We start from the raw sequence: 22,722 nt of genomic DNA, 5'->3' as shown, positions 1-22,722 counted from the left end.
CCGGCTCCGGCGGTTTCCCGCGGAGTCGGATCGGGCGAGTCCCCCACTCACCCACCCGGCACCCGCCCATCCCCCCTGGGTGCCCGGCGCCTGTGTCAGGGCGTCAGTGTGGCCCACACGGCGTGGCCGCTGGTGAGCCGGGACCGGTCGACGCCCCAGGAGTCGGCGAGTTCCTCGACGAGCAGCAGCCCCCGGCCGCCCTCGTCGTCGGGCCCCGGCTCGCGCCGGAGCAGACCTCGCCGCGAGTAGTCGTGGTCGTGCACCTCCAGCCGCAGACACCCGTCGGTGATCATGCCCATGCCACAGAGGATGCGGACGCTGAATGTGTGGCGGATGGCGTTGGTGACCAGCTCGGACACGAGCAGCACCGCGTCCTCGCACAGCTCGCCGGGCATCCCCCACGCGCCCAGGCGCTCTCTCATGGAGCGGCGGGCGACTCTGACGCTGGAGCGGTGCGAGGGCAGCTCGATCCAGTGCGCCTGGTCGGGGTCGAGTACGTCTAACAGGTCGAGCGGGGAGGTCGCGTGGGGGGACACGTGGTTGCCTTCCGTGAGGCGGCTGCGGCGGGAAGCAGGCAGTACTGAGCAACGTCCGCACGGGAGACGTACGTTGCCCGTGAGCGTGACCGCGATTTACTCAAGTAACTATGCTCGCAGTCGGGTTCACCCTGCAACCGACTCCCTGATAATTTCAGAATGCCGGTGTCGGTGTGGTCGCTTCATCAAGGGGCTGTCAGACTGGTACCGGTGACGTTCCCTCGGGAGGTTGGGCGTGAGCGAAGGCCGTTCGAGCGCGAGCAGCGCCAGTGCGCCCACCGTGCTGCGCATGATCCTGGGCCGCAGGCTCCAGGAACGGCGCCAGGACGCGGGCGTGTCACTGGAGGAAGCGGCGCGGGCGCTGCGGGTCGCTCCCCTGACCATCCGCCGCCTGGAGAAGGCGGAGGTGGCGCTCAAGCCTCTCTACGTGGAGAAACTCCTTGAGACCTACGGCGCCGACCGGCAGGAGACCGCCGAGTTCGTCGCCTTCGCCGAGCGGGCCAACGAGCCCGGCTGGTGGCACACCTACCGTGATGTGCTGCCCACCTGGTTCAGCGCCTACGTGAGCCTGGAGACCGGCGCCACGACCCTGCGCACCTACGAGCCGCACTACGCCACGGGACTGCTGCAGACCCCCGAGTACGCGCGCTCGGTACTCAGCGGCGGCTTCCCGAACGACCGCGACGAGGATCTGGACCGGCGCGTGAACCTCCGGCTGCGCCGGCAGGCCCTGCTGGAGCGGGCCGACGCGCCCACTCTGTGGGTGGTCATGGAGGAGGCCGTCCTGCACCGGGTGGTCGGCGGCCCCCAGGTGATGCGGGCGCAGATCGAACGGCTCCTTGAGGTCTCGGAGCTCCCGCACGTCAGCGTCGACGTCGTGCCGTTCACCGCCGGTGCCCACGTCGGCGCGTGTGCCCCGTTCACCTACTTCCGTTTCGAGGAGCCCGAGCTTCCCGATGTCGTCTACAGCGAGATCCTCTCCGGCGCGATGTACCTGGACCAGCGCTCCGACGTCGTCGCCCATCTGGAGGCGCACAACCGCATGTCCCTGCTGACCTCCGACTCGCAGAGCAGGGCGCTCCTGAACCGCATGCGCAAGGAGTACGCATGACCATCATCGACGGCAGTGCCCACGACGTGTACAACGGCATGCCCGCCGCCGACCTCGGTGAGCAGGGCTGGGAGTCGCCCTGGAGCGGCCCCAACGGAGGCCAGTGCGTGCAGACGAAGCAACTCGCCGACGGCCGGGTGGCGCTGCGCCAGTCGACCGACCCCGCCGGCCCCGCGCTGATCTACACCCCCGAAGAGATCACGGCGTTCGTCGCCGGGGTCAAGCGGGGCCTCGCCGACCATCTGACCACTGGCTGACCTCCCCCTCCCCCCAGGCACCCCCTCCAAAAGGTTCAGGATGACCGACTCGCAAGCGGCGCAGGACATCGACACCAGCAGGCCCCACTCCGCCCGCATGTACGACTACTACCTCGGCGGCAAGGACCACTTCGAGGTCGACAGGCAGGCGGGCGAGAGCGTGGCGTCCGCCTACCCCAGTGTCTTCGTCGCCGCCCGTGAGAACCGCGCCTTCATGCACCGGGCCACCCGTGTCCTGGCCCGGGAGCACGGCATCCGGCAGTGGCTGGACATCGGCACCGGCATACCCACCGAGCCGAACCTGCACCAGGTGGCCCAGTCCGTGGTGCCCGACGCACGGGTCGTGTACGCCGACAACGACCCGCTGGTGCTCAAGTACGCCGAGCGTCTGATGCGCAGCACCGTGGAGGGCCGCACCACGTACATGGAGGCCGACGTCAACGACCCGCAAGCGCTGCTCGACGCCCCCGAGCTGGCCGAGATCCTGGACCTCGAGCGGCCGGTGGCGCTGTCCCTCAACGCCCTGATGCACTTCGTGACGGACGCCCAGGACCCGTACGGTATCGTCGGCCGGCTGCTGGACGTGCTCCCCTCGGGCAGCGCGCTCGCCCTGAGCCATGTCACCCCCGACTTCGACCCGGACTCCTGGGGGAAGGTCGCCGAGATCTACCACAACGGCGGCACCCCGGTGCGGTTCCGCACCCGCGACGAGGTGGCGCGGTTCTTCGACGGGCTCGAACTGCTCGACCCCGGCGTCTCCCTGGCGCACCACTGGCGCCCGGACTCCGAATCGACGGCCAGCGAAGCGGAGGTCAGCCTGTGGACCGGGGTGGGCATCAAGCCGTAGCGCGGGCGGGCTGTCGTACCGCACGGTGACACGGCGGTACGACAGCCCGGAACAGCCCCGGGAACGGGTCAGCCGATGTGGTAGCTGTCCCCGTACACCTTCCAGTCCAGCGGGGTGTTCAGGCACAGGTTGCCCTTGCTCAGGAAGACCCGCTGCTCGGTGTCGACCCGGGTGGTGTCGCTGTGCGCCTCCTCCTGCTTCATCGCCCAGACGCGCGCGTCGAGGAAGGCGTTGAGGTACGTCACCTCGTTGCCGCCCTGCGCCGGCGGCTTGGCCTTGCCGAGGGCGCGCTTGCGTATGTTGCGGAAGCTGGTGGCGTCGTCGCCGTCGCCGTGCATGACGATGGCGTCGTAGTAGGCGAACTGCCCCAGCGTGCCGAGCCCGTCCGTCTTGCCCTGCTGCACTGCGGGGTTGAAGTACACCCGGTCGCGCTCGTCGTTCTGCGCCTGCTGGAAGGCGGTGTCCTGGGCGGCCTTGCGCCAGTCCGCGGGGAAGTTCGGGTCGAGGCCGGAGTGCGAGTCGGTTCCGTTGACCTGGCGCAGCGCCGGGAGGTACTTGGCGAGGACGTTGCCGGGCTTGCGGTCGGTGTAGAGCTGCACGAGGTCGAGCATGTCGCCGGTGCCGGAGCAGAATCCGATGATCCCGGCGGTGTAGCCGCGGCCGTCACCGATGTCCTCGATGTACTTGTACTGCGCCTTCCAGTCGAGCGAGGAGTTCTCCGCGCTCGACACCAGCTTCATGGCGATCTCCTTCTTCGCCGGGTCGTCGAGGCCCGCACAGCTCGCGGCCGCCGAGGCGGCGGAGGCGTGCGCGGGGCGCAGCAGTACGGCACCGGCCGCGGACGCGCCGAGCAGGGCGAGCAGGGTGCGCCGGGAGGTCAGGGCAGGGGTCGTCGTGGGGTTGTTCGGGTGCCTCACGTGGGCTCCAGAAGGTGGTGGGGGGTGGACTGGGATCCACTATTAGGAAGGTTTCCTATCAGAGCCCACCGGTGATGTGTACCCGTCACGCAGAAAGTTCGTAGGGTCGAACAAAACAGGTACGGACCGCGGCGCGGCGACCGGGTCCGGTCGACCAAGATGGTGGAATATTCAACCAACCTGGTCCGTTGACAGCGTCGAAGGAGGTCACGAGTGGACACCACGTACTACGACCAGGGAACTCTCGCCGAACGCTGGGACCGCGCCCAGCTGTTCTTCGACGCCAAGGACTACGCGGGCGCCGCGCGGGTGCTCGTCGGGCTGGTCGAGGAGGTGCCGGAGCAGACCGGACCGCGGCTGCTGCTGGCGCGCGCCTACTACCACTCGGCCCAACTGGGCCGCGCCGAGGCCGAGTTGCGCGAGATCGTCGAGCGCGACCCGGTGGAGCACTACGCCCGGCTGATGCTGGGCCGCACACTCCAGCGGCAGGCCCGGCACGAGGAGGCGGAGCCGCATCTGCGTCTCGCCTCGGCGCTGGCGGGCGACTTCCCGCAGGAGTAGCGGAACGGATCACCAGGGCCCCGGTCTCCCCGGGGCCCTTCGCCGTGTCCGGCCGCCGTCACAGAGGGGTGGCCGTGTGCAGGATCAGGAAGAGGGTGACCGCCGAGTTCGCCGAGGACATCGCCGACACGACGGTGCCCGCGGCCGCGCCCCAGACGGCGAGACCGGCCCCGGTGAACGCCGACGGCCAGCCGCGGGACGACGGGGCGGGAGCGAGGAGCGCGGCGACCCGGCGCGGCACCGGGCCGGTGGCGGCCAGCGCGGCCAGGGTGGGGGCCGGGGTGCCCCGCGACAGCAGCGCCGCCCTGCCGATGGCCCGGGCGACCGTGCGCCGGTCGCCCACCGAGCGGGCCGCCGCCTCGTCCGCCCAGCGCTCGGCGGTGTAGGCGACCGCGGTGCGCAGGGGCCGCAGGAAGGGGTTGGCACGGGCCGCCAGGTGCACGGCCAGCAGGTAGCGGTGGTGCCGGGCGGCTACATGGGCGCGCTCATGGGCGAACAGGGCCCGGCGCTCACCGGGGTCGAGGCCGTCGAGGAGGGCGGTGGTGACGACGATCCGGCCGGGCAGTGCGTAGGCGTAGGGGGCACCGTCGGGCAGAACGGCGACCTCCCGGCCGGGCAGTCCGGTCAGCGCCCGCCGCGCCAGCCGGGTGATCCGGCGGTGCCGGTGGAGGGTACGCCCGCACAGCCCGGCGACCACGCCGAGCGCGGGAATGGCGGCGCGGCCCGCGATCTCGTCCTGCGGCACGGCGGCCCGCACCTCCGGGTCGGACCAGGCGTCCGGGAGGGGGTTGCCGGGGAGCTGGGCGGTGCCGACCACCATCAGCAGGGCCAGGCAGAGCGTGCTGCACACGGCCATCACCACGGCCACCGCGGTGAGCAGCCGGGTCGCGGTGCGCGGATGCAGCCGCCCCTCGGCCAGCCGGGCGACCGGCCAGGCGGTCAGCGGCAGGACCAACGGCAGGAAGACGAAGACCCCCATGGCGGTCAGTCTTCCGTACCGCCGTGGTCGGTGTGCGAGGTGTTCCGACTGTTCACCCGGCCCGGTCCCGCGGTCTCCAGGAGCGCCCGGAGCACCTGCTCGTCGCCGGGCGGCAGCGCGGTGACGAAGCTCGCCAGGACGGCCTCGCGGTCCCGTTCGCCGTCGAGGAGCCGACGCATCCGCAGGGCCGCGAGCCGGGCCACGTCGGCGGTCGGCGTCCACAGGAAGGCCCGGCCCTGCCGTTCCCGGGCGACGACGTCCTTGGCGAGCAGCCGGGTCAGGATGGTCACCACGGTGGTGTAGGCGAGGTCGCCGCCGAGCCGCTCCTGCACCCAGGCGGCGGTGACGGGACCACCGGCCTCGCGCAGCGCGCCCAGCACCTGCCCCTCCAGCTCCCCCTGCCCGCGCCGGGCCCGCGCCATAGTCCCGTCTCCCTCCGGCGTCGGCGTGTGTGACACGCGCGCAGGCGTGTGGTGACACCCGCGTCGGCGTGTCTGACCACGCTACTTCACGCCGCCGCTGCCCCCGTACGTCCGCCGCCCGCGGCGGTGCGCGATCTCGCCGAGCGCGATGTCCACGAGGATGAACACGGCGAGCGGGATCCCGAGCAGGGGCACGAAGTAGCCGACCACCGCGATCACCGCCATCGCCGGGACGAGCAGGTACGGCGGGACGTCCGCCCAGGCACCGCGCGGGATCGGCCGGCCGAAGGCGGAGCCGCGGCCGCGCTGCCACCACATGCGGTAGCCCCACAGGATCAGCAGGATCAGGGAGAGCGCGAGAAGCGCCAGGGCGAGCTGGTTGACGAGGCCGAAGAGGATGCCGGTGTGCAGGTCGATGCCCCAGCGGGTGAGTTTGGCGAGCACGGGATAGTCCGCGAACCGCAGGACGTCGGTCACCTCGCCGGTGGCCGGGTCGACGGCGACGGAGTCCTGTTTCTCGGGCCAGCTGCGCTGGACCTGCCGGACGACGTAGGCGCTGTTCGCGTCGGCGGGCGGGACGATCTCGACGGGGTTGCCGAGGCCCTCGGCGCGGGCGGCGGTCAGCACCTTGTCCAGGCCCACCCCGTGGTCGGCGGCGCCGCCGGTCATGGACGCCATGTCGTGCCCGGCGTGTTCGCCGCCGCTCGTGGCCGCCGAGACGGACGGGGTGGCCTGACCGAGTGAGGTGCGCAGCTCGTCGATGTGGGCGCCGGCGTAGGTGGACCAGGTCAGGCCGGTCGCCGACAGGAAGACGAAACCGGCGGCGGCCCAGACGCCGACGCTGCCGTGCAGTCCGAGGGTGCGCCGCCGCCCGCTGGTGCCCCGCACCTTGCGCAGCGCCCGCCGCCGGGAGAACCACAGCACCAGGCCGCCGCCCGCGATCACCCACAGCCAGCTCGCCGCGAACTCGCTGTAGAGCCGCCCGGTGTCGCCGAGGTGCAGATCGCGGTGGAGTTCGTCGATCCAGGTGCGCAGCGGCAACGCGCCGGTCGAGCCGTACTGTTCGAGCGCGCCGCGCACCTTCCCGGTGTACGGGTCGACGAACACGGCGAGGGTGTGGTCCGCGCCGACGCCCTTCACCCCCGACAGCAGCACCCTGGTGGTCGCGTCGGCCTCCGGCGCGGGCCGTATCGCGGAGACGGTCCCCTCGGGGTGGGCCTTGCGGGCCGCGGCGACCTGCTCGGAGATCGGCAGCTCGGACTTGCCCACCGGGACGGTCAGTTCATGGGCGTACACCAGCTTCTCGGCCTGGAAGGAACAGGCGTACAGCAGGCCGCTGGTGGCGGCGACGAGCAGGAAGGGGGCGACCAGGACGCCGGCGTAGAAGTGCAGACGCAGGACGAGGGGGCGCAGCGGTGTCCAGCGGCTCGGGGACGCGGCCGAGGCGGTGGGTTTCGGGGCCTCGTCCGATGGGGGTCCCCCCGATCGAGCGGAGCCGGGATTGGGGGAGGTCGAGGGGGCGATGGACATCGAGGGCTTCTCCGGGGGACTCGTGCGAGAGCGGTGACGGTCCAGTAGTCGGAGAGTGCGGGGAACGAGTTCCCGACGGGTAAAGTGACCCGCGTCACATTCACTGTCATGGCATGCTGGCGCGATGGCATCTCCCAGTGATCGCGCACCTCTTGCCGAGCGGGTCGAGGAACTCCTCGCCGCGGGCGGCCCGTTGCCCATCGTCGCGGCCGGCGACCCGGTCCTGCGGCGCGGAACCGAGCCGTACGACGGCCAGCTGGGCCCCGAACTGCTGGCCCGGTTCCTCGGGGCGCTGCGCGACACCATGCACGCGGCACCGGGCGTGGGCCTGGCCGCGCCCCAGGTCGGCGTCCCGCTGCGGATCGCGGTGATCGAGGACCCGGCGCCGGTACCCGAGGAGGTCGCCGTCGCCCGCGGCCGGGTCCCGCAGCCGTTCCGCGTCCTGGTCAACCCGGTCTACGAGGCCGTCGGCGGCGCCCGTGCCGCCTTCTTCGAGGGCTGCCTGAGCGTGCCGGGCTATCAGGCGGTGGTGGCCCGGCACGCCGAGGTACGACTGCGCGGCCAGGACGAGCACGGCCGCACGGTCGACGAGGTGTTCACCGGGTGGCCGGCCCGGATCGTCCAGCACGAGACCGACCACCTCGACGGCACGCTCTACCTGGACCGCGCGGAGCTGCGCTCGCTGTCGTCGACGGAGGCGACGGCGGAGCGCTGGACCCAGCCGACCCCGACGACGGCGGCGGCGGAGCTGGGCTTCACATTGCCCTGAGCTGTACGCGCCCGGTCTTCCGCCTTCGCGGGCGCGGGGTCGTATCCCTGTGCGGTCACCGCCGCGCGGGCGCGACCGGCCCCCCACGCCCCCGAGGACGACCGCCGGCGGAACCCAACCCCTTCGACCCTCACCCCCGGTACGCCTCGAGCAACCGCAGCCACACCTCGCTCAACGTCGGATAGGACGGCACCGCATGCCACAGCCGGCTGATCGGCACCTGCCCGGCGACGGCGACGGTCGCCGAGTGGATCAGCTCGCCCACGCCCGGCCCCACGAAGGTGACCCCGCGCAGGATCTCCGCCTCCAGGTCCACGACCATCCGGGCGCGGCCCCTGTAGCCGTCGGCGTACAGCCCCGCCCCGGCGACCGAGGAGAACTCGACGTCGACGGCGCGCACCCGGTACCCGGCCTGCTCCGCCTCCGCGAGGGAGAGACCGACCGCCGCCGCCTCCGGTTCGGTGAAGACGACCTGCGGTACGGCATGGTGGTCGGCGGTGGCCGCGTGCGCGCCCCAGGGACCGTCCAGTAGGGGCGTGTCCGAGGCGCGGGCGGCGATGGTGTCGCCCGCGATCCGGGCCTGGTACTTGCCCTCGTGGGTGAGGAGCGCACGGTGGTTGACGTCCCCGACGGCGTAGAGCCAGTCGGTGCCCTCGACCAGGAGGGTGTCGTCGACGGTGAGCCAGGAACCCGGTTCCAGGCCGACGGTGTCCAGGCCGATGTCGTCGGTGTGCGGGACGCGCCCGGTGGCGAAGAGGATCTCGTCGGCCTCGATGCGGTCACCGGCGTCGGTCACGGCCACGACCGTGCCGTTCTCGCGGGTCACCGACTCGACCGAGGTGCCGGTGCGGACGTCGACGCCGGCCTCCTTGAGTGCCTCGGCGACGAGTTCACCGGCGAACGGCTCCATGCGGTTGAGCAGGCCCTTGCCGCGGACCAGCAGGATGACCCGGGAGCCGAGGGCCTGCCAGGCGGTGGCCATCTCGGTGGCGACGACACCGCCGCCTACGACGATCAGCCGGCCGGGCGCCTCCTGGGCGCTGGTGGCCTCACGGCTGGTCCAGGGCTTGACCTCGGCGAGTCCCGGCAGGTGGGGCAGCTGCGCGCGGGTGCCGGTGGCGACGGCGACCGCGTGCCGGGCGGTGAGGGTGGTGAGGGTGCCGTCGGGGCCGGTCACGGTCACCGTGCGGGGGCCGGCGAGGCGGCCGTGGCCGCGGTGGAGGTCGGCGCCGATGCCGTCGAGCCAGGCGACCTGACCGTCGTCCTGCCAGTTCGAGGTGAAGTAGTTGCGGCGGGCGAGGACCGCGGGGGTGTCGAGCGGGCCCTGGACCGCCTGGGCGAGGCCGGGCAGGCGGCGGGCGTCGGCCTGGGCGATGACCGGGCGCAGCAGGGCCTTGCTGGGCATGCACGCCCAGTACGAGCATTCGCCGCCGACGAGTTCGCTCTCCACGACCGCGGTGGTGAGGCCCGCCGCACGGGTGCGGCCGGCGACGTTCTCCCCCACGGGCCCGGCCCCGAGCACAACGACGTCGTAAGCGATGGATTCCGTTTCCGTCATGGGGTCAGTCTCGCGGGTGGTGTGCGCCGGGGCCACACGGGTAGCGGCCGGAATACCCACCCGGTCGGACGTGTTGTGCGGACGGCTCGTCCCGGAGCGGGGCGCCCCCCACATCAGGAAGAGGGAAGCACGCATGAGCAGCACCGTGGAACTCACCAAGGAGAACTTCGACCAGATGGTCACCGAGAACGAGTTCGTTCTCATCGACTTCTGGGCGTCCTGGTGCGGCCCGTGCCGTATGTTCGCCCCGGTCTACGAGAAGGCCGCGCAGGACAACCCGGACCTGGTCTTCGCCAAGGTCGACACCGAGGCGCAGCCGGAGCTGGCCGCGGCCTTCGACATCCAGTCGATCCCGACCCTGATGATCGTCCGCGACCAGGTCGCCGTCTTCGCCCAGCCGGGCGCCCTGCCGGAGGCCGCGCTGACGGATGTCATCGGCCAGGCCCGCAAGCTGGACATGGACGAGGTACGCAAGAGCATCGCCGCGCAGCAGGGCAGCGCGCAGGCCGAGTGACGGCCCGGCGCCCGGGTGACAAGCCATCGCTTGAGTAACGCCACATAGCCGCAGTTAGATCCTCTAACTGCGGCTATGTCTTTTAGGAACGTGCCTCGTAGGGGGCGGTACGGCAGCGCGTGAGGCGTGCCATCTCCTCCTCCGACAGCCGCAGCGCGCCGGCCGCCATGTTCTGCGCGAGGTGGTCCGGATCACCGGTCCCCGGGATCGCCAGCACGTGCGGCCCCTGCTGCAGGGTCCAGGCCAGCCGGACCTGTGCGACGGACACACCGTGCGCGCGGGCGACGGCGCGCACCGCCCCGCTGTCACCGGCGACCGGGCCCGCCTCGCGCCCGGGACCGGCGATCGCGAAGAACGGGACGAAGGCGAGGCCGAGTTCACCGCAGAGCCGCAGGAGTTCCCGTTCCTCGCTCGCCGCCTCGATCCCGTACGGGTTCTGCACGCAGACGACGGGGGCGATGGCCTGGGCCTCGGTCAGCTGCCCGGACGTGACGTTGGAGATGCCCAGGTGACGGATCAGCCCGGCGTCGCGCAGCTCGGCCAGCGCGCCGAAATGCTCGCCGAGCGATCCGGTCCGCCCGCTCGGTGGTACGCGCAGATTCACCACGTCCAGGTGATCGCGGCCGAGTTGGCGCAGGTTCTCCTCGACCTGGCCGCGCAGTTGGGCCGGTGAAGCCCACCACCACGCGCCCGAGGGATCGCGGCCCGGCCCCACCTTGGTGGCGATGACCAACTCCTCCGGGTACGGCGCCAGCGCCCGGTTGATCAGCTCGTTGGCGGAGCGCGTCGCCGAGAAGTAGAACGCGGCGGTGTCGATGTGGTTCACGCCGAGCTCGACCGCCCGCCGGAGCACGCCGATCGACCGGTCGCGGTCCCGCGGCACGCCGCGGTCGAAGGGCGCGGTACCCGTCAGGCGCATCGCCCCGAACCCGACGCGGTTGACGGTCAGGTCACCGAGTTGCCAAGTACCCGCGGGTGCCGCGATGTTGGTGCGTGGGCTCATGACATGGATCTCCTCTTGCGGACGGGAAACGGGGACCCGGTGGGTGGGCGCGACGCGTTCGGGCCGCTCGGCGGGGCGAGCACGTCAAAGCGGGTCAGCCGGCGCCGGGGCGGGCGGCATGAGAAAAGCCTCCCTGGGGGATCGGGATCCGCACCAGGAAGGCTCAGGTTGTGATCGGCATGCTAGCAGCAGGGCACGAGGCCGATCAGGCGGGGATCGCGGCAGCCCCACGGATGACGGTCGCACGCACGCACGGCAGGGCGAAGAACACACTAGACCCGACTCGCTCGATCCGGCTTGTCAGAAGGGGTACGGGGCCACGTCCCCGCGCACGGTCGTCCATCGCACGTCCGTGAACGCCTCCAGGTTGGACTCGCCGCCGAACCGTGCCCCGGTGCCGGAGGCGGCGACGCCGCCGAAGGGGGCCACGGCCTCGTCGTTCACCGTCTGGTCGTTGATGTGGACGATGCCGCTCGGGATGCGTTCGGCGAGGTCCAGGCCGCGCGCCGCGTCCCGGGTGACGATGCCGAGCGAGAGGCCGTAGGCGCTGTCGGCCGCGAGGGCGGCGGCCTCGTCGGCGTCGGCGAAGGCGCGCACCGGCGCCACCGGCCCGAAGACCTCCTCGGCGTAGGCGGGGGTGCGGTCGTCGACGCCCGAGATGACGGTGGGCCGGTAGAAGAGGTTCTCGTGGGTGCCACCGGCGGCGAGTTTCGCGCCCTGGGCGGTGCTCGCCTCCACCAGGCCGTGGATCTTGGCGAGTTGGGCGTCGTCGATGATCGGGCCGAGGTGGACCTGCTCGCGGTGCGGGTCACCGACGGCGAGGGAGTCGGCCTTGGCGGCGAGGCGTTCGACGTACTCCTCGACCAGGGAGCTGTGGACCAGGTGCCGTCCGGTGGTCATGCAGATCTGACCCTGGTGGAAGAAGGATCCCCAGGCGGCGGTGGAGATCACCGCGTCGAGGTCGGCGTCCTCCAGGACGATCAGGGCGGAGTTGCCGCCGAGTTCGAGATGGGCGCGCTTCAGACGGCGGCCCGCGGCCTCGCCGACCGCGCGGCCGGCCGCTGTCGATCCGGTGAAGGAGATCACCGGTGTCCGCGGGTCCTCGACCAGCGCCGCACCGACGCCGGCCGCACCGGGCAGTACCTGCAGCAGCCCCTCCGGCAGGCCGGCCTCGGCGAACACCGCGGCGAGGGAGAGCCCGCCGCAGACGGCGGTGCGCGGGTCGGGCTTCAGGACCACCCCGTTGCCCAGCGCGAGGGCGGGCGCCACCGAGCGGATGGACAGGATCAGCGGCGCGTTGAACGGCGCGATCACCCCGACCACACCGACCGGGACCCGGCGGGTGTACGACAGCCGGGGCGCCTCGCTGGGCAGCACCTGGCCCACCGGACGGGAGGCGAGGGCGGCGGCCTCGTAGCACTCCTGGGCGGCGACATGCAGTTCGAAGTCCGCCTTGCCCGGTATGGAGCCGGACTCGCGGACGATCCACTCGCGCAGTTCGTCGGCGTGCTCCGTGAACAAGTCACCTGCCCGGCGCAGGACTTGGGCCCGCACGAAGTGCGGTGCGCGGGCCCAGTCACGCTGCGCGGCGCCGGCGTCCGCGGCGGCCGGGGAGACGTCCGCGGGGGCGGCCAGGGTGACCGTGCCGAGCGTGTCGCCGGTGGCGGGCTCGGTGACGGCGTACTGCGGGCCGGACAGGGCGCTCGCCTGCCAGGTCTTCGGGTCGAGCAGCGACATGACGGCTCTCCGATCGATCACCGGGGTTGCGCGGCCCACGGCGCCCGTGAGCCGTTTTGTTGAGCGCGCAACATCCTAGTCAGGAGGCCCGGAAAAGCACCGCCCCGACCAGGGTGACCCATCAGCTGGACTCGCGCCGCACCACCGAGGCGCCCAGCACCTCGTGCGTCTCCGGTGCGCCACCCGGGTCGCGCACCACGCGGTCGACCAGTTCGGCGAGCTCACGGCCGGAGGGCAGCTCGATATGGATCGTGGAGAGCCGGGGCCGCAGCAGCCGGCCGAGCATCAGGTCGTCGGCGCCGACCACGGCGGTGTCCTCGGGGACACGCACGCCCTCTTCCTGGAGGGCGCGCATTAACAGCATCGCGTACTCGTCGTTGTACGCGAACACCGAGTCGATCCCCAACTCCCGCCAGCGTCCGGCGAGTTCGGCCGCCGACTCCTCCGTGTAGCCGAGCGGCAGCTCGGTCACCGTGGCGTCGGTGCCGTACAGGGCCCGGCGGACGCCTTCGAGGCGGGGCCGGGAGTAGGTCTCCAGGCCGGTCTCCTCGGGGACGACCACGCCGATACGGCGCCGGCCACGGGCGTACAGGTGGGCACCGGCACAGCGGCCGACGACGTCATGGTCCATCAGCAGGGCGTGCGCGCCGTCGACCCGCTCGGGGCCGAGGGTGACCACGGCGCGGGCACCGGCCCGTTTGAGGACGGCGACGCCCTCGGTGCCGAGTCCGGCGCCCGGGACCAGCACGGCCACCGGTCTCAACTCGGCCCAGGCGCGGGCGGCTTCGTCACCGCGCAGGCCCGCGGTGCCGTACTGGACGACCGTGTAGTCGAGGCGGCTGAGGGCCCACTGGAGGTCGGTGATGAACTGGCCGTAGAGCGGGCCCATCGGTATGGCCGGGGCGGGCATCAGGACCATCCGGCTGTGGCCGGCGCGCAGGCTGCGGGCGGCCGCGTGCGGCACGTACCCCAGTTCCTTCGCGGCCTCGTGGACCCGGCGGCGGGTGGGCTCGCTGATCCGTACGGCACTGGTGTTGTTGAGGACGTAGGAGACGGTCGCGCGGGAGACGCCGGCCAGACGGGCCACATCGGCGCTCGTGGGGACCGAGCGCGGAGTCGGCAACGCTGCCGAGGGCGTATTCGGTATCTGCACCATGACGTACGGCATCTTGGCAGAAGGCCGGGGAGGGGGGACCGGCGGGGCAAGGTGGTTCAGCGTTGGACGAATTGGGCCCACCACGCCACTGATCACGCCACTCATCACGCCGCCCGTCATGCGCCCGCCACGCCATCGCACGAACGAACACGTTCGTTCGTAACGCACCACCTGGACCTGATCGAGAACCTGCTGGGCCTGCTCGACGAGGGCGGGGTACCGCGCGAGTGGGCCGCCTGGGGCGTCGCCGAGGCGGCCGCGGCGGAGTCCGCGGCGGGCAGCGCGCTGCTGTTCGACGCCGACGCGCCGCAGGGCCTGGCCGAGATGTTCAGCGCCGGCCGGCCGGACGTCAGCGAGGCGGATCCGTCCGCGTGATCCGGGCGACCAGGTCGATCCAGCCGGCCTCCAAGCGCTCCATCGGCATCCCGCACTGCCTGGTCAGGTGGTGGACCAGGGCCGGGTCGAGGTACGCCAGCAGCGTATGGGCGAGCAGTTCGCAGTCGGCCTCCGGCTGGATGCGCCGCAGCAGCATCGTGACGTGCGTGCGCAGCGCCTGCATCGGCGGATTGCCGTAGCGCCGGGTGGGCTCGGGCTGGGCGGCCAGCTGGAGGTCGAGCTGCTCGGCCGCGCGGTACAGCACCGCGACACCGAACGCGCGCAGCCGCTCGACCGGCGGGGCGCCGGGGCCCAGCGGCGGCGGTCCGCCCAGGAAGTCCGCCTGGAGCTGGCGCGAGGAGTGGTCGAGCAGCGCCATCAGCAGTCCGGTGCGGTCGCCGAAGCGGCGGAAGACCGTGCCCTTGCCCACCTCGGCCGCCGCGGCCACCGCCTCCATGGTGACGCCGGCCACACCATGCTCGGCGATCAGCCGGGCGGCGGCCTCCAGCAGCCGGGCGCGGTTGCGGGCCGCGTCCGCGCGCAGGCACGGCTCTTCGGGGGCCGGCCCCACGTCGAGCAATTGGGGTGTTTCGAAGGGCTCCTGGGGCTGCGGGAAGGGCGGCAGGACGCTGGACATGAAGACAGCGTAAAGCATCGGGAACAGAACTGGACCGCGGTCCGTTTGGGGTGTTAGAAATTAACCGGACCTTGGTCCGGATTCGTAACAGCAGTGTTTCAGCCCCCTTGGAGTTCCCCCATGTCTGTCCGCATCCTTGCCCTCGTCGGCAGCCTTCGCACCGGTTCGCACAACCGCCAGCTCGCCGAGGCGGCCGTCAAGCTCGCCCCCGAGGGTGCCGAGGTCGAGGTCTTCGAGGGCCTGGCCGACATCCCGTTCTACAACGAGGACATCGACGTCGAGGGCGGCGTCCCGGCCGCCGCCGCGAAGCTGCGCGCGGCCGCCCAGGCCGCCGACGCGTTCCTGCTCTTCTCCCCCGAGTACAACGGCACCATCCCGGCCGTCCTGAAGAACGCCATCGACTGGCTGTCCCGCCCGTACGGCGCCAGCGCCTTCGGCGGCAAGCCGGTCGCCGTCGTCGGCACCGCCTTCGGCCAGTACGGCGGCGTGTGGGCGCAGGACGAGGCCCGCAAGGCCGTGGGCATCGCCGGCGGCAACGTGATCGAGGACATCAAGCTCTCCATCCCCGGCTCGGTGACCCGCTTCGCCGAGACCCACCCGGTCGACGACGCCGAGGTCGCCGCGCAGCTGACCGAGGTCGTCGCGCGTCTGCACGGCAACGTGGGCGTCGCTGCCTGAGGCACTGCCCGACACGGGAGCCGGGGCTCGGTGAGCCCCGGCTCCTGCGCGTCTCAGTCGATCGCGTGTCAGTGGATCGCGTGTCAGTCGATCGCGGCGAGCCGCTCGACGGCCGGGGCCACGAAGCTCTCCATCCACCCCGAGGTCTCCCCCAGGCGCGGGCCCACGATGACGGTGTCGACGCCGAGCTTGGCGTATCCCTCGATGTCCCGGGTGAAGGCGTCCAGGTCTCCGTCGGTGGCCGCGTCCCCGGTGTACGCGATGGTCTTGCGGATGGTGTCGTAGTCGCGCCCCACGGTGTCGCAGTGCCCGCGCAGCACCTCCAGCTTGTGCCGCAGCTCCTCCGCCGAGGCGGGGATCAGATTGCAGGCGTCGGCGTACTGGGCGACCAGCCGCAGGGTCTTCTTCTCGCCCCCGCCGCCGATCATGATCTCCGGGTGCGGCGAGCTGACCGGCGCCGGCACGCAGAGCGTCTCGGCGAGGCGGTAGTGCTTGCCCTCGAAGGGGCCGTTGTTCTGCGGGTCCCACATCTGCAGGCAGATCCGCAGGGTCTCCTCCAGCCGCTCGAAGCGCTCCGCGATCGGCGGGTACGGCACGCCGAGACCGTGGTGCTCACGGTCGTACCAGGCGGCCCCGATGCCCAGCGTGGCCCGGCCGCTCGACACCACGTCCAGGGTGGTGGCGATCTTGGCGAGGAGTCCCGGGTGGCGGTAGGTCACCCCGGTCACCAAAGCGCCCAGCTGGACGGTGGAGGTGCGGCCGGCCAGGTAGCCGAGGGTGGTGTAGGCCTCCAGCATGGGGTCCTCGGCGCCGCCGTTGAACTCCATCTGGAAGTAGTGGTCCATCACCGAGACCCAGCTGACGCCCGCCGCCTCGGCCGCGGCACCGGCGGCGGCGAGTTCGGCGCCCAGCGCGGGGCCGCCGCCAGGATGGTTGAACCGGTTGATGTGCACGCCCACGCGCATGGCCGTTCTCCGTTCCGCCCGGATCGTCTTCTGTCCGTCCGACGCTAGAACTTCGAGCGCTCTCCAAGTCAAGGTCCGGGCGTCGGGGGACGGTCGTGTCCTCGACGCGCCCGGGCTGGTGACGGCGCTGACTCCGGCCACCCGCCGGACGGCGGGGAGCTTCCGCCGTCCGGCGGTCCCGGTGGCCGCAGGGGCGCGCGGATCATGGCCGTACGAGCCGTACAGTTCATCACCGCCGCGAGGAGCCGCCATGACCTCCGCACCGCCCCCGTTCGACCCCGAGCTGGCCGCCGCCCTGGAACTGATCAGGGAGATGATCTCGCCGGGGTTCACGCTGGACGACATCGACACGCTCCGGCAGAGCGAGGGGATACGGCTGCTCGCCGAGCTGGACCTCACCCTGGACGGGGCGTTCGAGGTGGAGGACCGCGCGGTGCCCGGCCCGGCGGGCGCCCCCGGGATCTCCCTGCTGATCTGCCGGCCCACCGCCCCGCCGGCCCCTGGCCCGCTGCCGGTGATCTACCACGTGCACGGCGGCGGCATGGTGATCGGCAACAACCGGGTGGGCGTGGACGTCCCGCTGGCCTGGGCGAGGGAACTGGGCGCGGTGGTGGTGTCGGTGGAATACCGGCTGGCGCCCGAGCACCCGCATCCGGCGCCGGTCGAGGACGTGTACGCCGGACTGCTGTGGACGGCGGAGCACGCGCAGGACATCGGCGGCGATCCCGAACGGATCGTGATCGCGGGAGCCAGCGCGGGCGGCGGCCTCACCGCTGCCCTGGCCCTGCTCCTGAGGGACCGTCAGGGCCCTTCGGTGATCGGCCAGATGCTGATGTGCCCGATGCTGGACGACCGCAACGACACCCCGTCCAGCCACCAGATGAAGGGCCTCGGCGTCTGGGACCGCACGGCCAACGAGACCGGCTGGACCGCCCTCCTCGGCGAGACCCGCGGCGGCCCCGACGTCTCCCCCTACGCGGCCCCCGCCCGCGCCACCGACCTCACGAACCTCCCCCCGGCCTTCCTCGACGTCGGCTCCGCCGAGACCTTCCGCGACGAGACCGTCGCCTACGCCTCCCGCATCTGGCAGTCGGGCGGCTTCGCCGAACTCCACGTCTGGCCCGGCGGCTTCCACGGCTTCGACGGCCTCGCCCCACAGGCCGCCCTGTCCCGGTCGGCGAGAACAGCCCATCTGGACTGGCTGCGCCGGCTGCTGGCGCGCTGAGGATCGCGGGGCCCGGCGGTCAGCGCAGCCCCAGTGTCCGGCGGTACGGCGGCCTCGGGCCTGCCTGGGCTGTGATGGTGGCGCAGGTGGGGAGGGATGCGCAGGGGTGGGGCGGGGTGAGGAGGGTGTTGTGGGTGAAGTGGAGGTGTCGGGGGTCGCCGCAGTCGGGGGCGGGGGGCCAGGCGCCGGGGTAGGGACGGCGGGGGAGCCAGGTGGGGACCTTGTTGTCCCAGTAGTTGCCGAGGTACCGGATGTTCTGGACCGGGCGGTCGCCCCAGTTCTCGCTGCAGCCGCCGATCGAGGCGACGTAGTCGTGGACGACGTTGTCGCGGACGGTGATGCGGTTGCTGGAGTCGTCGGTGTAGATGCCGACGTTCCAGATGCCGCGGGCGCTGTCGGTGACGGCGTTGCGGGCCACCAGGGCGCCGGCCGCGTAGGAGGGGCCCTGTTCGCCGCGCAGGTAGATGCCGCCGCCGTCGGCCAGCAGGCGGTTGGTGGCGAAGACCCGGTTGCCGAGGATGCGGTTGCGGCGGGTCAGGCCGCGCAGGTCCTCGCTGGGGCCGGAGAGGATGCCGGTGTAGGGGACGTGGTCGACCTGGTTGTGGGCGATGAGGGTGTCCTCGGTGGCGCTGTTCCAGATACCGGAGGCCGACCGGTACTCGACGCCGATGTGGTGGATCCAGTTGTCCGTGACGCGGTTGCCCGTGTTCGTGCCCCGGGTGGCCGGGGGCAGGACGCCCAGGGCGACAGCGCCGTCGGAGATGTCCGTGAAGACGTTGCCGGAAACCGTGTTGTGCGAGCTGTCGGCGGCGAAGTCGACGCCCTGGCCGCCCAGATGCGTGAAGCGGTTGCCGCTGAGGGTGATGTGCTCGGCGTGCCGGAAGGTGACGTTGCCGGGCACGGTGAGCGCCGTGATGTCACCGCCCTTGCCGGGGCGCATGTACATGCTCCAGGCAGCGGCGAAACCGGCCCGCTCGTTCGGCGCCAGCCAGGTGGCGTGGGCGAAGGTCAGGCCGCGGAGAGTGAGGTCGTGCACGGGGCGGGCGGCGGAGTCGCCGGTCCCGCTGAGCAGGGTCTGGAGGGTGGGGGCCGTCACCTCGGTCCGGGTCATGTCCTCGCCCGCGCGGGGGCGGTAGAGAAGGGTGTGGTGAGCGGAGCGGGAGCGGTCCAGGTACCAGCTTCCGGCCCTGCCCAGGAAGTCCGGGGCGTTCTCCACGTCGTGGGTCCGGGTCAGGGCGTCCGCTCCGTACAGGGCCCGGGCCATCCGCCAGCAGGGCTGGTCCATGGTGATCGCGGTCCGGCCGGCGGCTGTCCTGGAGATCGCGGCCACACCGCAGCGGCCCTCCACGTAGTCGTAGCGGTAGACGACTTCGAGGTCGGCCGGGTGGCGCCAGGCGAGCGGGATCCTGCTGGTCGTGGTGTAACCGGTGGCCGTCGGTTTCGGTTTTCCGGGCAGGGGCGCGCCCCGGGCCGCGCGCGGGGCCCGGCGGCCGTCGACGTAGAGCTGACGGGTCTCCAGGGTCCCGACGTCGGCGCGCCAGACGCCGGGCCGCCCGGGGTCCGGACGCCAGCCGGTGACCGGACGGCCGCCGCTGAGGGTGACCGGCTCCTGGTGCGCGGTGCCATAGCCGTACGCCTGGTAGACCACCCGGTGGCCGTGCCGGCCCGAGTCGGCCGGGGTCAGGCGGAGGGGCGCGGTCAGGCGGTAGGTGCCGCCGCGCAGGTCGACCGTGATGTCCGAGGTCATGCGCGGGGCCAGGGCCCGTACGGCCCGCTGGGCGCGGGCCGGGGTGGCGAAGGGGTGGTCGAGGGTGCCGGGCCCGTGGTCGTCGCCCCAAGGGGCCACGTACAGCCGGGTGGTGGGTGGGAGGTGCGGGGCCGGTGCGCCGGCCGTCGATGTCAGTACGGCCGCCATGGCCAGGGCGGCGACCGCACTCCCCCGTGCTGTCCTCACGTGATGCCTCCCGCTCGTCGGATGGGTCTCCATCGTGGAGCGGGCGCGGTTGCCGGGGCGTCGGCCGATCGTCCATGCGTGGGTCACTTTGGTCGTCGCTCGGGCGACCGGAGGAGGAGCGGCGGTACGACTGCCGGTGCCGGCCGGCGTGTCCCGGCGCGGGCCTCGCTCCGGGCCGGCGCGCTCTCAACTCCCGTTCGCCGACGCCTTCTTGATCGCCTCCCTGATCCTGGAGTAGGTGCCGCACCGGCAGACGTTCTCGATGCGGTCGATGTCGGCGTCCGTCGGGTGCGGGGTGCGTTTCAGGAGGGCGGCGGCCGCCATGATCTGGCCGGGCTGGCAGAAGCCGCACTGGGCCACGTCGCAGTCCAGCCAGGCCTGTTGGACGGGGTGCAGGGTGTCACCGTCGGCGAGGCCCTCGATGGTGGTGACCGCACGGTCCGCGCAGTCGGCGACCGGGACCGTGCACGGCTGGATCTCCTCGCCGTCGAGGTGACTGGTGCAGGCACGGCAGACGCCCACCCCGCAACCGTACTTGGGGCCGGTGACGCCCAGCACGTCGCGCAGCACCCAGAGCAGGGGCATGTCGGCGGGTGCCTCGACGGTGACCGGTTCGCCGTTGAGGACGAAGGAGTACGAACGCATCGGTGCCTTCTGGGAGTCGGGAGACGGTGGGTCAGAAGTCGAGGGGGAAGGTACGGGGTTTCGTGCCGGTCGCGCGGGCGTAGGCGTTGGCGACCGCGCCCGCCGCCGCGGGGACGCCGAGTTCACCGGCGCCGCCCGGTGCCCCGCCCGAGGGGAGGATGTGCGCCTCGAACACGAGGGGGGCGTGCCGCTGGCGAGCGTAGTGGAAGTCGGCGAAGCTGCCCTCGCGCACCGCGCCCCGGTCGATGTGCAGCCCGGCCCGCAGCACCGTGGAGATGCCGTCGACGGCGGTGCCCATCAGCTGTGCCTCCAGGCCGCGCGGGTTGACGGCCGTACCGACGTCGGCGGCCATCACCACCTTGGTGACCCGGGGGTTCTTCGGGTCGGTGGCGTCGATCTCGGCCAGGCAGGCGACGGCGGACCCGTACTCCTCGTGGACGGCCACGCCCTGGGCGGTGCCCGCGGGCATCGCGCGGCCCCAGTGGCCGGCGGCGGCCGCCTTGGCGAGTACGGCCTTCACCGCCTTGCTCCGCAGGGTGCTGCGGCGGAAGGCGACCGGGTCCCGGCCCAGCGCGCGGGAGATGTCGTCGACGACGATCTCCTCGGCCGTACGCATCGTCCCGGAGTCCACCGAGCGCCAGGCGCCCAGCGGCATCGGCAGCTCGATGCCGCCCGAATCGCCGCCCACGCGGCCGAAGTTGTACAGACCGCTGTCGCTGGGCAGCGGTCGTACCCCGGCCGACTGCACGGTCGGGCCGCTCTCGTCGGAGGACTCCCCCACCGAGGCCGTCAGGTGCTGGAAGGCCACCACCCGGCCGCCGGCGACACTGGCCCGGATCCGGTGGTGGCTCGCGGGGCGCATCCTGCCGTGCCGGATGTCGTCGTTGCGGCTCCACATCAGCTTCACGGGCCGGCGGGCCGCCTTGGAGACGAGCGCCGCCTCGATGGCCGCGTCGAAGTTGAGCCGGCGTCCGAACGAGCCCCCGCCGCGCACCACATGGACCCGTACCGCCGAGGTCGCCAGTCCCAGCAGGTCGGCGATCGTCTCGCGGGCGTCCATCGGCGTCTGCGAGGAGAACCACAGCTCGGCCCGGTCGGAGCGGACGTCGGCGACCGCGGTGAGCACCTCCATCGGGGCATGGCTGACGAAGGCGAACGCGAACTCGCCCTCGATCTGCGTCGATCCGCGCGGCGGGGTGCCAAGGCGGGGCACCGCGGCCCGCAGCCGGGCGCGGATCTCCTTGTCCGACAGCGGCGCGAGCGGACCGGCGGCCCAGGTGATCCGCAGCGCGTCCCGGGCCTGGAAGGCATGGTGGAAGGTGTCCGCCACCACGGCGACACCACCGGGGATCCGCACGACCGCCCGGACGCCGGGCAGGGCGCGGGCCGCCGTGTCGTCGAGGGAGACCAGCTTGCCGCGCAGGGTCGGCGGCCGGGCCACCACGGTCGGTCTCGCCCCGGCCACCGCCAGGTCCCCCGCGTACTTCGCGGCGCCGGTGACGATGTCCCGGGCGTCGATCCTGGTCGTCGGCTTCCCGATCACCCGGTGCCGGGACGCCGGCTTGGGCTTGCTCGACACCTCCGGGACGTGGATCCGGGCGGCGCTCGCGGTGAGGGAGCCGAAGGTGGCCGTCCGGCCGTCGGGCGCGAGGACCTGGGTGTTCCAGGTGCGCAGGATGTGCGCGGGAAGCCGCCAGCGCCGGGCGGCCGCCGTCACCAGCCGGGCGCGCGCGGTGGCGGCCAGCCGCCGGGCCGGGTCGTACAGCGAGCTGACCGAACTGGAGCCGCCGGTGTACTGGTTGCCCTTGGCCCGCGCGTCCGCGAGCGGGATCCGCACGTCGGCGAGGCGGGCGTCCAGCTCCTCCGCGATCATCATCGCGACGGCGGTGGTGATGCCCTGGCCGACCTCGACCCGGGGCAGCCGTACGACGACCTGGTTGGCGGCGGTGACCTCCAGGACGAGCATCTCCTCGTCGGTGCCGGTCACCACGACGTCGGAGGCCGGGGTGGCGCCGTCGGCCCGTGGGGTGTCGCAGCCGAGCGGGGCGGCGAGCGTGAGGGTGGCCGCGGCCACCGTGTAGACCATGAGTCCCCGGCGGGACGGTCCGGCGGCGGCCCGCACGGGCTCGTTGCGGTCCAAGCGGGGGCTCCTGTCGGTCGGTGCCGGTGTCGACGCTGTGTCTCGACAGCGCTGTGTCTCGACAGCTAGGAGGGGTGGGCGTCCGTAACGGTTGCCTGTCGCGCCCGGCTCTCCTCGCCGTACCACCGGATGGCGCATCATGGCGGTATGAAGGAGCTGGCGGGGCGGCCGGCCGGTGCGCACCCCCGCAGGGCTGGTTCCGGCTG

23 protein-coding genes are annotated in these 22,722 nt (G+C 72.5%); 9 read left to right on the top strand and 14 right to left on the bottom strand.

What is annotated here, in order from left to right; translation table 11 throughout:
- Window positions 1-95: 95 nt before the first annotated feature.
- Window positions 96-536 carry an ATP-binding protein gene (locus tag ABZ642_RS09965; RefSeq protein ID WP_360479991.1) on the bottom strand — a complete coding sequence of 147 codons (441 nt, stop codon included), beginning with the start codon at window positions 534-536 and terminating at the stop codon, window positions 96-98.
- 235 nt (window positions 537-771) lie between these two features.
- On the opposite strand from ABZ642_RS09965, the gene ABZ642_RS09960 reads away from it, so the two are divergent.
- The 3 genes from ABZ642_RS09960 to ABZ642_RS09950 are packed head-to-tail and all read left to right on the top strand — an operon-like array spanning window position 772 to window position 2,751.
- A complete protein-coding gene (locus ABZ642_RS09960; protein ID WP_360479988.1) occupies window positions 772-1,647 on the top strand; it encodes a helix-turn-helix transcriptional regulator in 876 nt (291 codons plus the stop codon).
- Complete coding sequence (locus tag ABZ642_RS09955) at window positions 1,644-1,904, top strand: DUF397 domain-containing protein (protein ID WP_351742891.1); 261 nt, start codon at window positions 1,644-1,646, stop codon at window positions 1,902-1,904. The genes ABZ642_RS09960 and ABZ642_RS09955 overlap by 4 nt, the downstream gene beginning before the upstream one ends.
- A gap of 40 nt (window positions 1,905-1,944) precedes the next feature.
- Window positions 1,945-2,751: an SAM-dependent methyltransferase gene (locus ABZ642_RS09950; protein ID WP_360479985.1), complete on the top strand. Its 807-nt coding sequence runs from the start codon at window positions 1,945-1,947 to the stop codon at window positions 2,749-2,751.
- Window positions 2,752-2,819: 68 nt separating this feature from the next.
- On the opposite strand, the gene ABZ642_RS09945 is transcribed toward ABZ642_RS09950, so the two are convergent.
- Complete coding sequence (locus ABZ642_RS09945) at window positions 2,820-3,668, bottom strand: chitosanase (RefSeq protein ID WP_360479982.1); 849 nt, start codon at window positions 3,666-3,668, stop codon at window positions 2,820-2,822.
- Window positions 3,669-3,881: 213 nt separating this feature from the next.
- Here ABZ642_RS09945 and ABZ642_RS09940 point away from each other — a divergent pair, with 213 nt between their 5' ends.
- Window positions 3,882-4,229, top strand: a complete 348-nt coding sequence (locus tag ABZ642_RS09940) for a tetratricopeptide repeat protein (protein ID WP_360479979.1) — start codon at window positions 3,882-3,884, stop codon at window positions 4,227-4,229.
- A 58-nt stretch (window positions 4,230-4,287) separates the two neighbouring features.
- On the opposite strand, the gene ABZ642_RS09935 is transcribed toward ABZ642_RS09940, so the two are convergent.
- From ABZ642_RS09935 to ABZ642_RS09925, 3 genes are all read right to left on the bottom strand, one after another.
- Window positions 4,288-5,208, bottom strand: coding sequence for a M56 family metallopeptidase (locus tag ABZ642_RS09935; RefSeq protein ID WP_360479976.1), 921 nt, complete (start codon window positions 5,206-5,208; stop codon window positions 4,288-4,290).
- A gap of 5 nt (window positions 5,209-5,213) precedes the next feature.
- On the bottom strand, window positions 5,214-5,630 hold the full coding sequence (locus tag ABZ642_RS09930) for a BlaI/MecI/CopY family transcriptional regulator (protein ID WP_360479973.1): 417 nt from the start codon (window positions 5,628-5,630) through the stop codon (window positions 5,214-5,216).
- An 81-nt stretch (window positions 5,631-5,711) separates the two neighbouring features.
- Window positions 5,712-7,160 carry a PepSY domain-containing protein gene (locus tag ABZ642_RS09925; protein ID WP_360479970.1) on the bottom strand — a complete coding sequence of 483 codons (1,449 nt, stop codon included), beginning with the start codon at window positions 7,158-7,160 and terminating at the stop codon, window positions 5,712-5,714.
- A 124-nt stretch (window positions 7,161-7,284) separates the two neighbouring features.
- On the opposite strand from ABZ642_RS09925, the gene ABZ642_RS09920 reads away from it, so the two are divergent.
- Entirely contained in the window at window positions 7,285-7,929 is a 645-nt protein-coding gene (locus ABZ642_RS09920) for a peptide deformylase (protein ID WP_360479967.1), read from the top strand.
- 130 nt (window positions 7,930-8,059) lie between these two features.
- Here the strand turns inward: ABZ642_RS09920 and ABZ642_RS09915 are convergent, their stop codons facing one another.
- The gene (locus tag ABZ642_RS09915; protein ID WP_360479964.1) at window positions 8,060-9,487 is read right to left on the bottom strand and encodes an NAD(P)/FAD-dependent oxidoreductase; all 1,428 of its coding nucleotides are present in this window, start codon (window positions 9,485-9,487) and stop codon (window positions 8,060-8,062) included.
- A gap of 133 nt (window positions 9,488-9,620) precedes the next feature.
- Here ABZ642_RS09915 and trxA point away from each other — a divergent pair, with 133 nt between their 5' ends.
- Complete coding sequence (gene trxA / locus ABZ642_RS09910; protein WP_360479961.1) at window positions 9,621-10,001, top strand: thioredoxin; 381 nt, start codon at window positions 9,621-9,623, stop codon at window positions 9,999-10,001.
- A gap of 82 nt (window positions 10,002-10,083) precedes the next feature.
- Here the strand turns inward: trxA and ABZ642_RS09905 are convergent, their stop codons facing one another.
- The 3 genes from ABZ642_RS09905 to ABZ642_RS09895 form a co-directional block, all read right to left on the bottom strand.
- A complete protein-coding gene (locus ABZ642_RS09905; protein WP_360479958.1) occupies window positions 10,084-11,004 on the bottom strand; it encodes an aldo/keto reductase in 921 nt (306 codons plus the stop codon).
- A 300-nt stretch (window positions 11,005-11,304) separates the two neighbouring features.
- Window positions 11,305-12,741 carry an aldehyde dehydrogenase family protein gene (locus tag ABZ642_RS09900; RefSeq protein WP_360479955.1) on the bottom strand — a complete coding sequence of 479 codons (1,437 nt, stop codon included), beginning with the start codon at window positions 12,739-12,741 and terminating at the stop codon, window positions 11,305-11,307.
- 121 nt (window positions 12,742-12,862) lie between these two features.
- Window positions 12,863-13,909, bottom strand: coding sequence for a LacI family DNA-binding transcriptional regulator (locus ABZ642_RS09895; RefSeq protein WP_360479952.1), 1,047 nt, complete (start codon window positions 13,907-13,909; stop codon window positions 12,863-12,865).
- A gap of 39 nt (window positions 13,910-13,948) precedes the next feature.
- On the opposite strand from ABZ642_RS09895, the gene ABZ642_RS09890 reads away from it, so the two are divergent.
- Window positions 13,949-14,272, top strand: a complete 324-nt coding sequence (locus ABZ642_RS09890; protein ID WP_360479949.1) for a hypothetical protein — start codon at window positions 13,949-13,951, stop codon at window positions 14,270-14,272.
- On the opposite strand, the gene ABZ642_RS09885 is transcribed toward ABZ642_RS09890, so the two are convergent.
- Window positions 14,247-14,927, bottom strand: coding sequence for a helix-turn-helix domain-containing protein (locus ABZ642_RS09885; RefSeq protein WP_360479946.1), 681 nt, complete (start codon window positions 14,925-14,927; stop codon window positions 14,247-14,249). The two genes, ABZ642_RS09890 and ABZ642_RS09885, sit on opposite strands and share 26 nt — an antisense overlap.
- Window positions 14,928-15,029: 102 nt before the next feature.
- Here ABZ642_RS09885 and ABZ642_RS09880 point away from each other — a divergent pair, with 102 nt between their 5' ends.
- On the top strand, window positions 15,030-15,587 hold the full coding sequence (locus tag ABZ642_RS09880) for an NAD(P)H-dependent oxidoreductase (protein ID WP_360479943.1): 558 nt from the start codon (window positions 15,030-15,032) through the stop codon (window positions 15,585-15,587).
- 83 nt (window positions 15,588-15,670) lie between these two features.
- On the opposite strand, the gene ABZ642_RS09875 is transcribed toward ABZ642_RS09880, so the two are convergent.
- Window positions 15,671-16,552: an LLM class F420-dependent oxidoreductase gene (locus tag ABZ642_RS09875; RefSeq protein WP_360479940.1), complete on the bottom strand. Its 882-nt coding sequence runs from the start codon at window positions 16,550-16,552 to the stop codon at window positions 15,671-15,673.
- Window positions 16,553-16,802: 250 nt separating this feature from the next.
- Here ABZ642_RS09875 and ABZ642_RS09870 point away from each other — a divergent pair, with 250 nt between their 5' ends.
- Entirely contained in the window at window positions 16,803-17,777 is a 975-nt protein-coding gene (locus ABZ642_RS09870; protein WP_360479937.1) for an alpha/beta hydrolase, read from the top strand.
- 19 nt (window positions 17,778-17,796) lie between these two features.
- Here ABZ642_RS09870 and ABZ642_RS09865 read toward each other — a convergent pair whose 3' ends face one another.
- The 3 genes from ABZ642_RS09865 to ABZ642_RS09855 all read right to left on the bottom strand — a co-directional run bounded on the left by ABZ642_RS09865 (window position 17,797) and on the right by ABZ642_RS09855 (window position 22,462).
- The gene (locus ABZ642_RS09865) at window positions 17,797-19,731 is read right to left on the bottom strand and encodes a right-handed parallel beta-helix repeat-containing protein (protein WP_360479934.1); all 1,935 of its coding nucleotides are present in this window, start codon (window positions 19,729-19,731) and stop codon (window positions 17,797-17,799) included.
- A 186-nt stretch (window positions 19,732-19,917) separates the two neighbouring features.
- Window positions 19,918-20,376 carry a (2Fe-2S)-binding protein gene (locus ABZ642_RS09860; RefSeq protein WP_360479931.1) on the bottom strand — a complete coding sequence of 153 codons (459 nt, stop codon included), beginning with the start codon at window positions 20,374-20,376 and terminating at the stop codon, window positions 19,918-19,920.
- A 31-nt stretch (window positions 20,377-20,407) separates the two neighbouring features.
- Window positions 20,408-22,462 carry a molybdopterin cofactor-binding domain-containing protein gene (locus ABZ642_RS09855; RefSeq protein WP_360480208.1) on the bottom strand — a complete coding sequence of 685 codons (2,055 nt, stop codon included), beginning with the start codon at window positions 22,460-22,462 and terminating at the stop codon, window positions 20,408-20,410.
- Window positions 22,463-22,722 lie beyond the last annotated feature (260 nt).

The sequence above is a fragment of the Streptomyces sp. NPDC007157 genome, from assembly GCF_040634235.1.
Lineage (GTDB): Bacteria > Actinomycetota > Actinomycetes > Streptomycetales > Streptomycetaceae > Streptomyces.
Note: the sequence above shows the minus strand (reverse complement) of the source record. Positions and strands in the feature narration are given on the sequence as shown.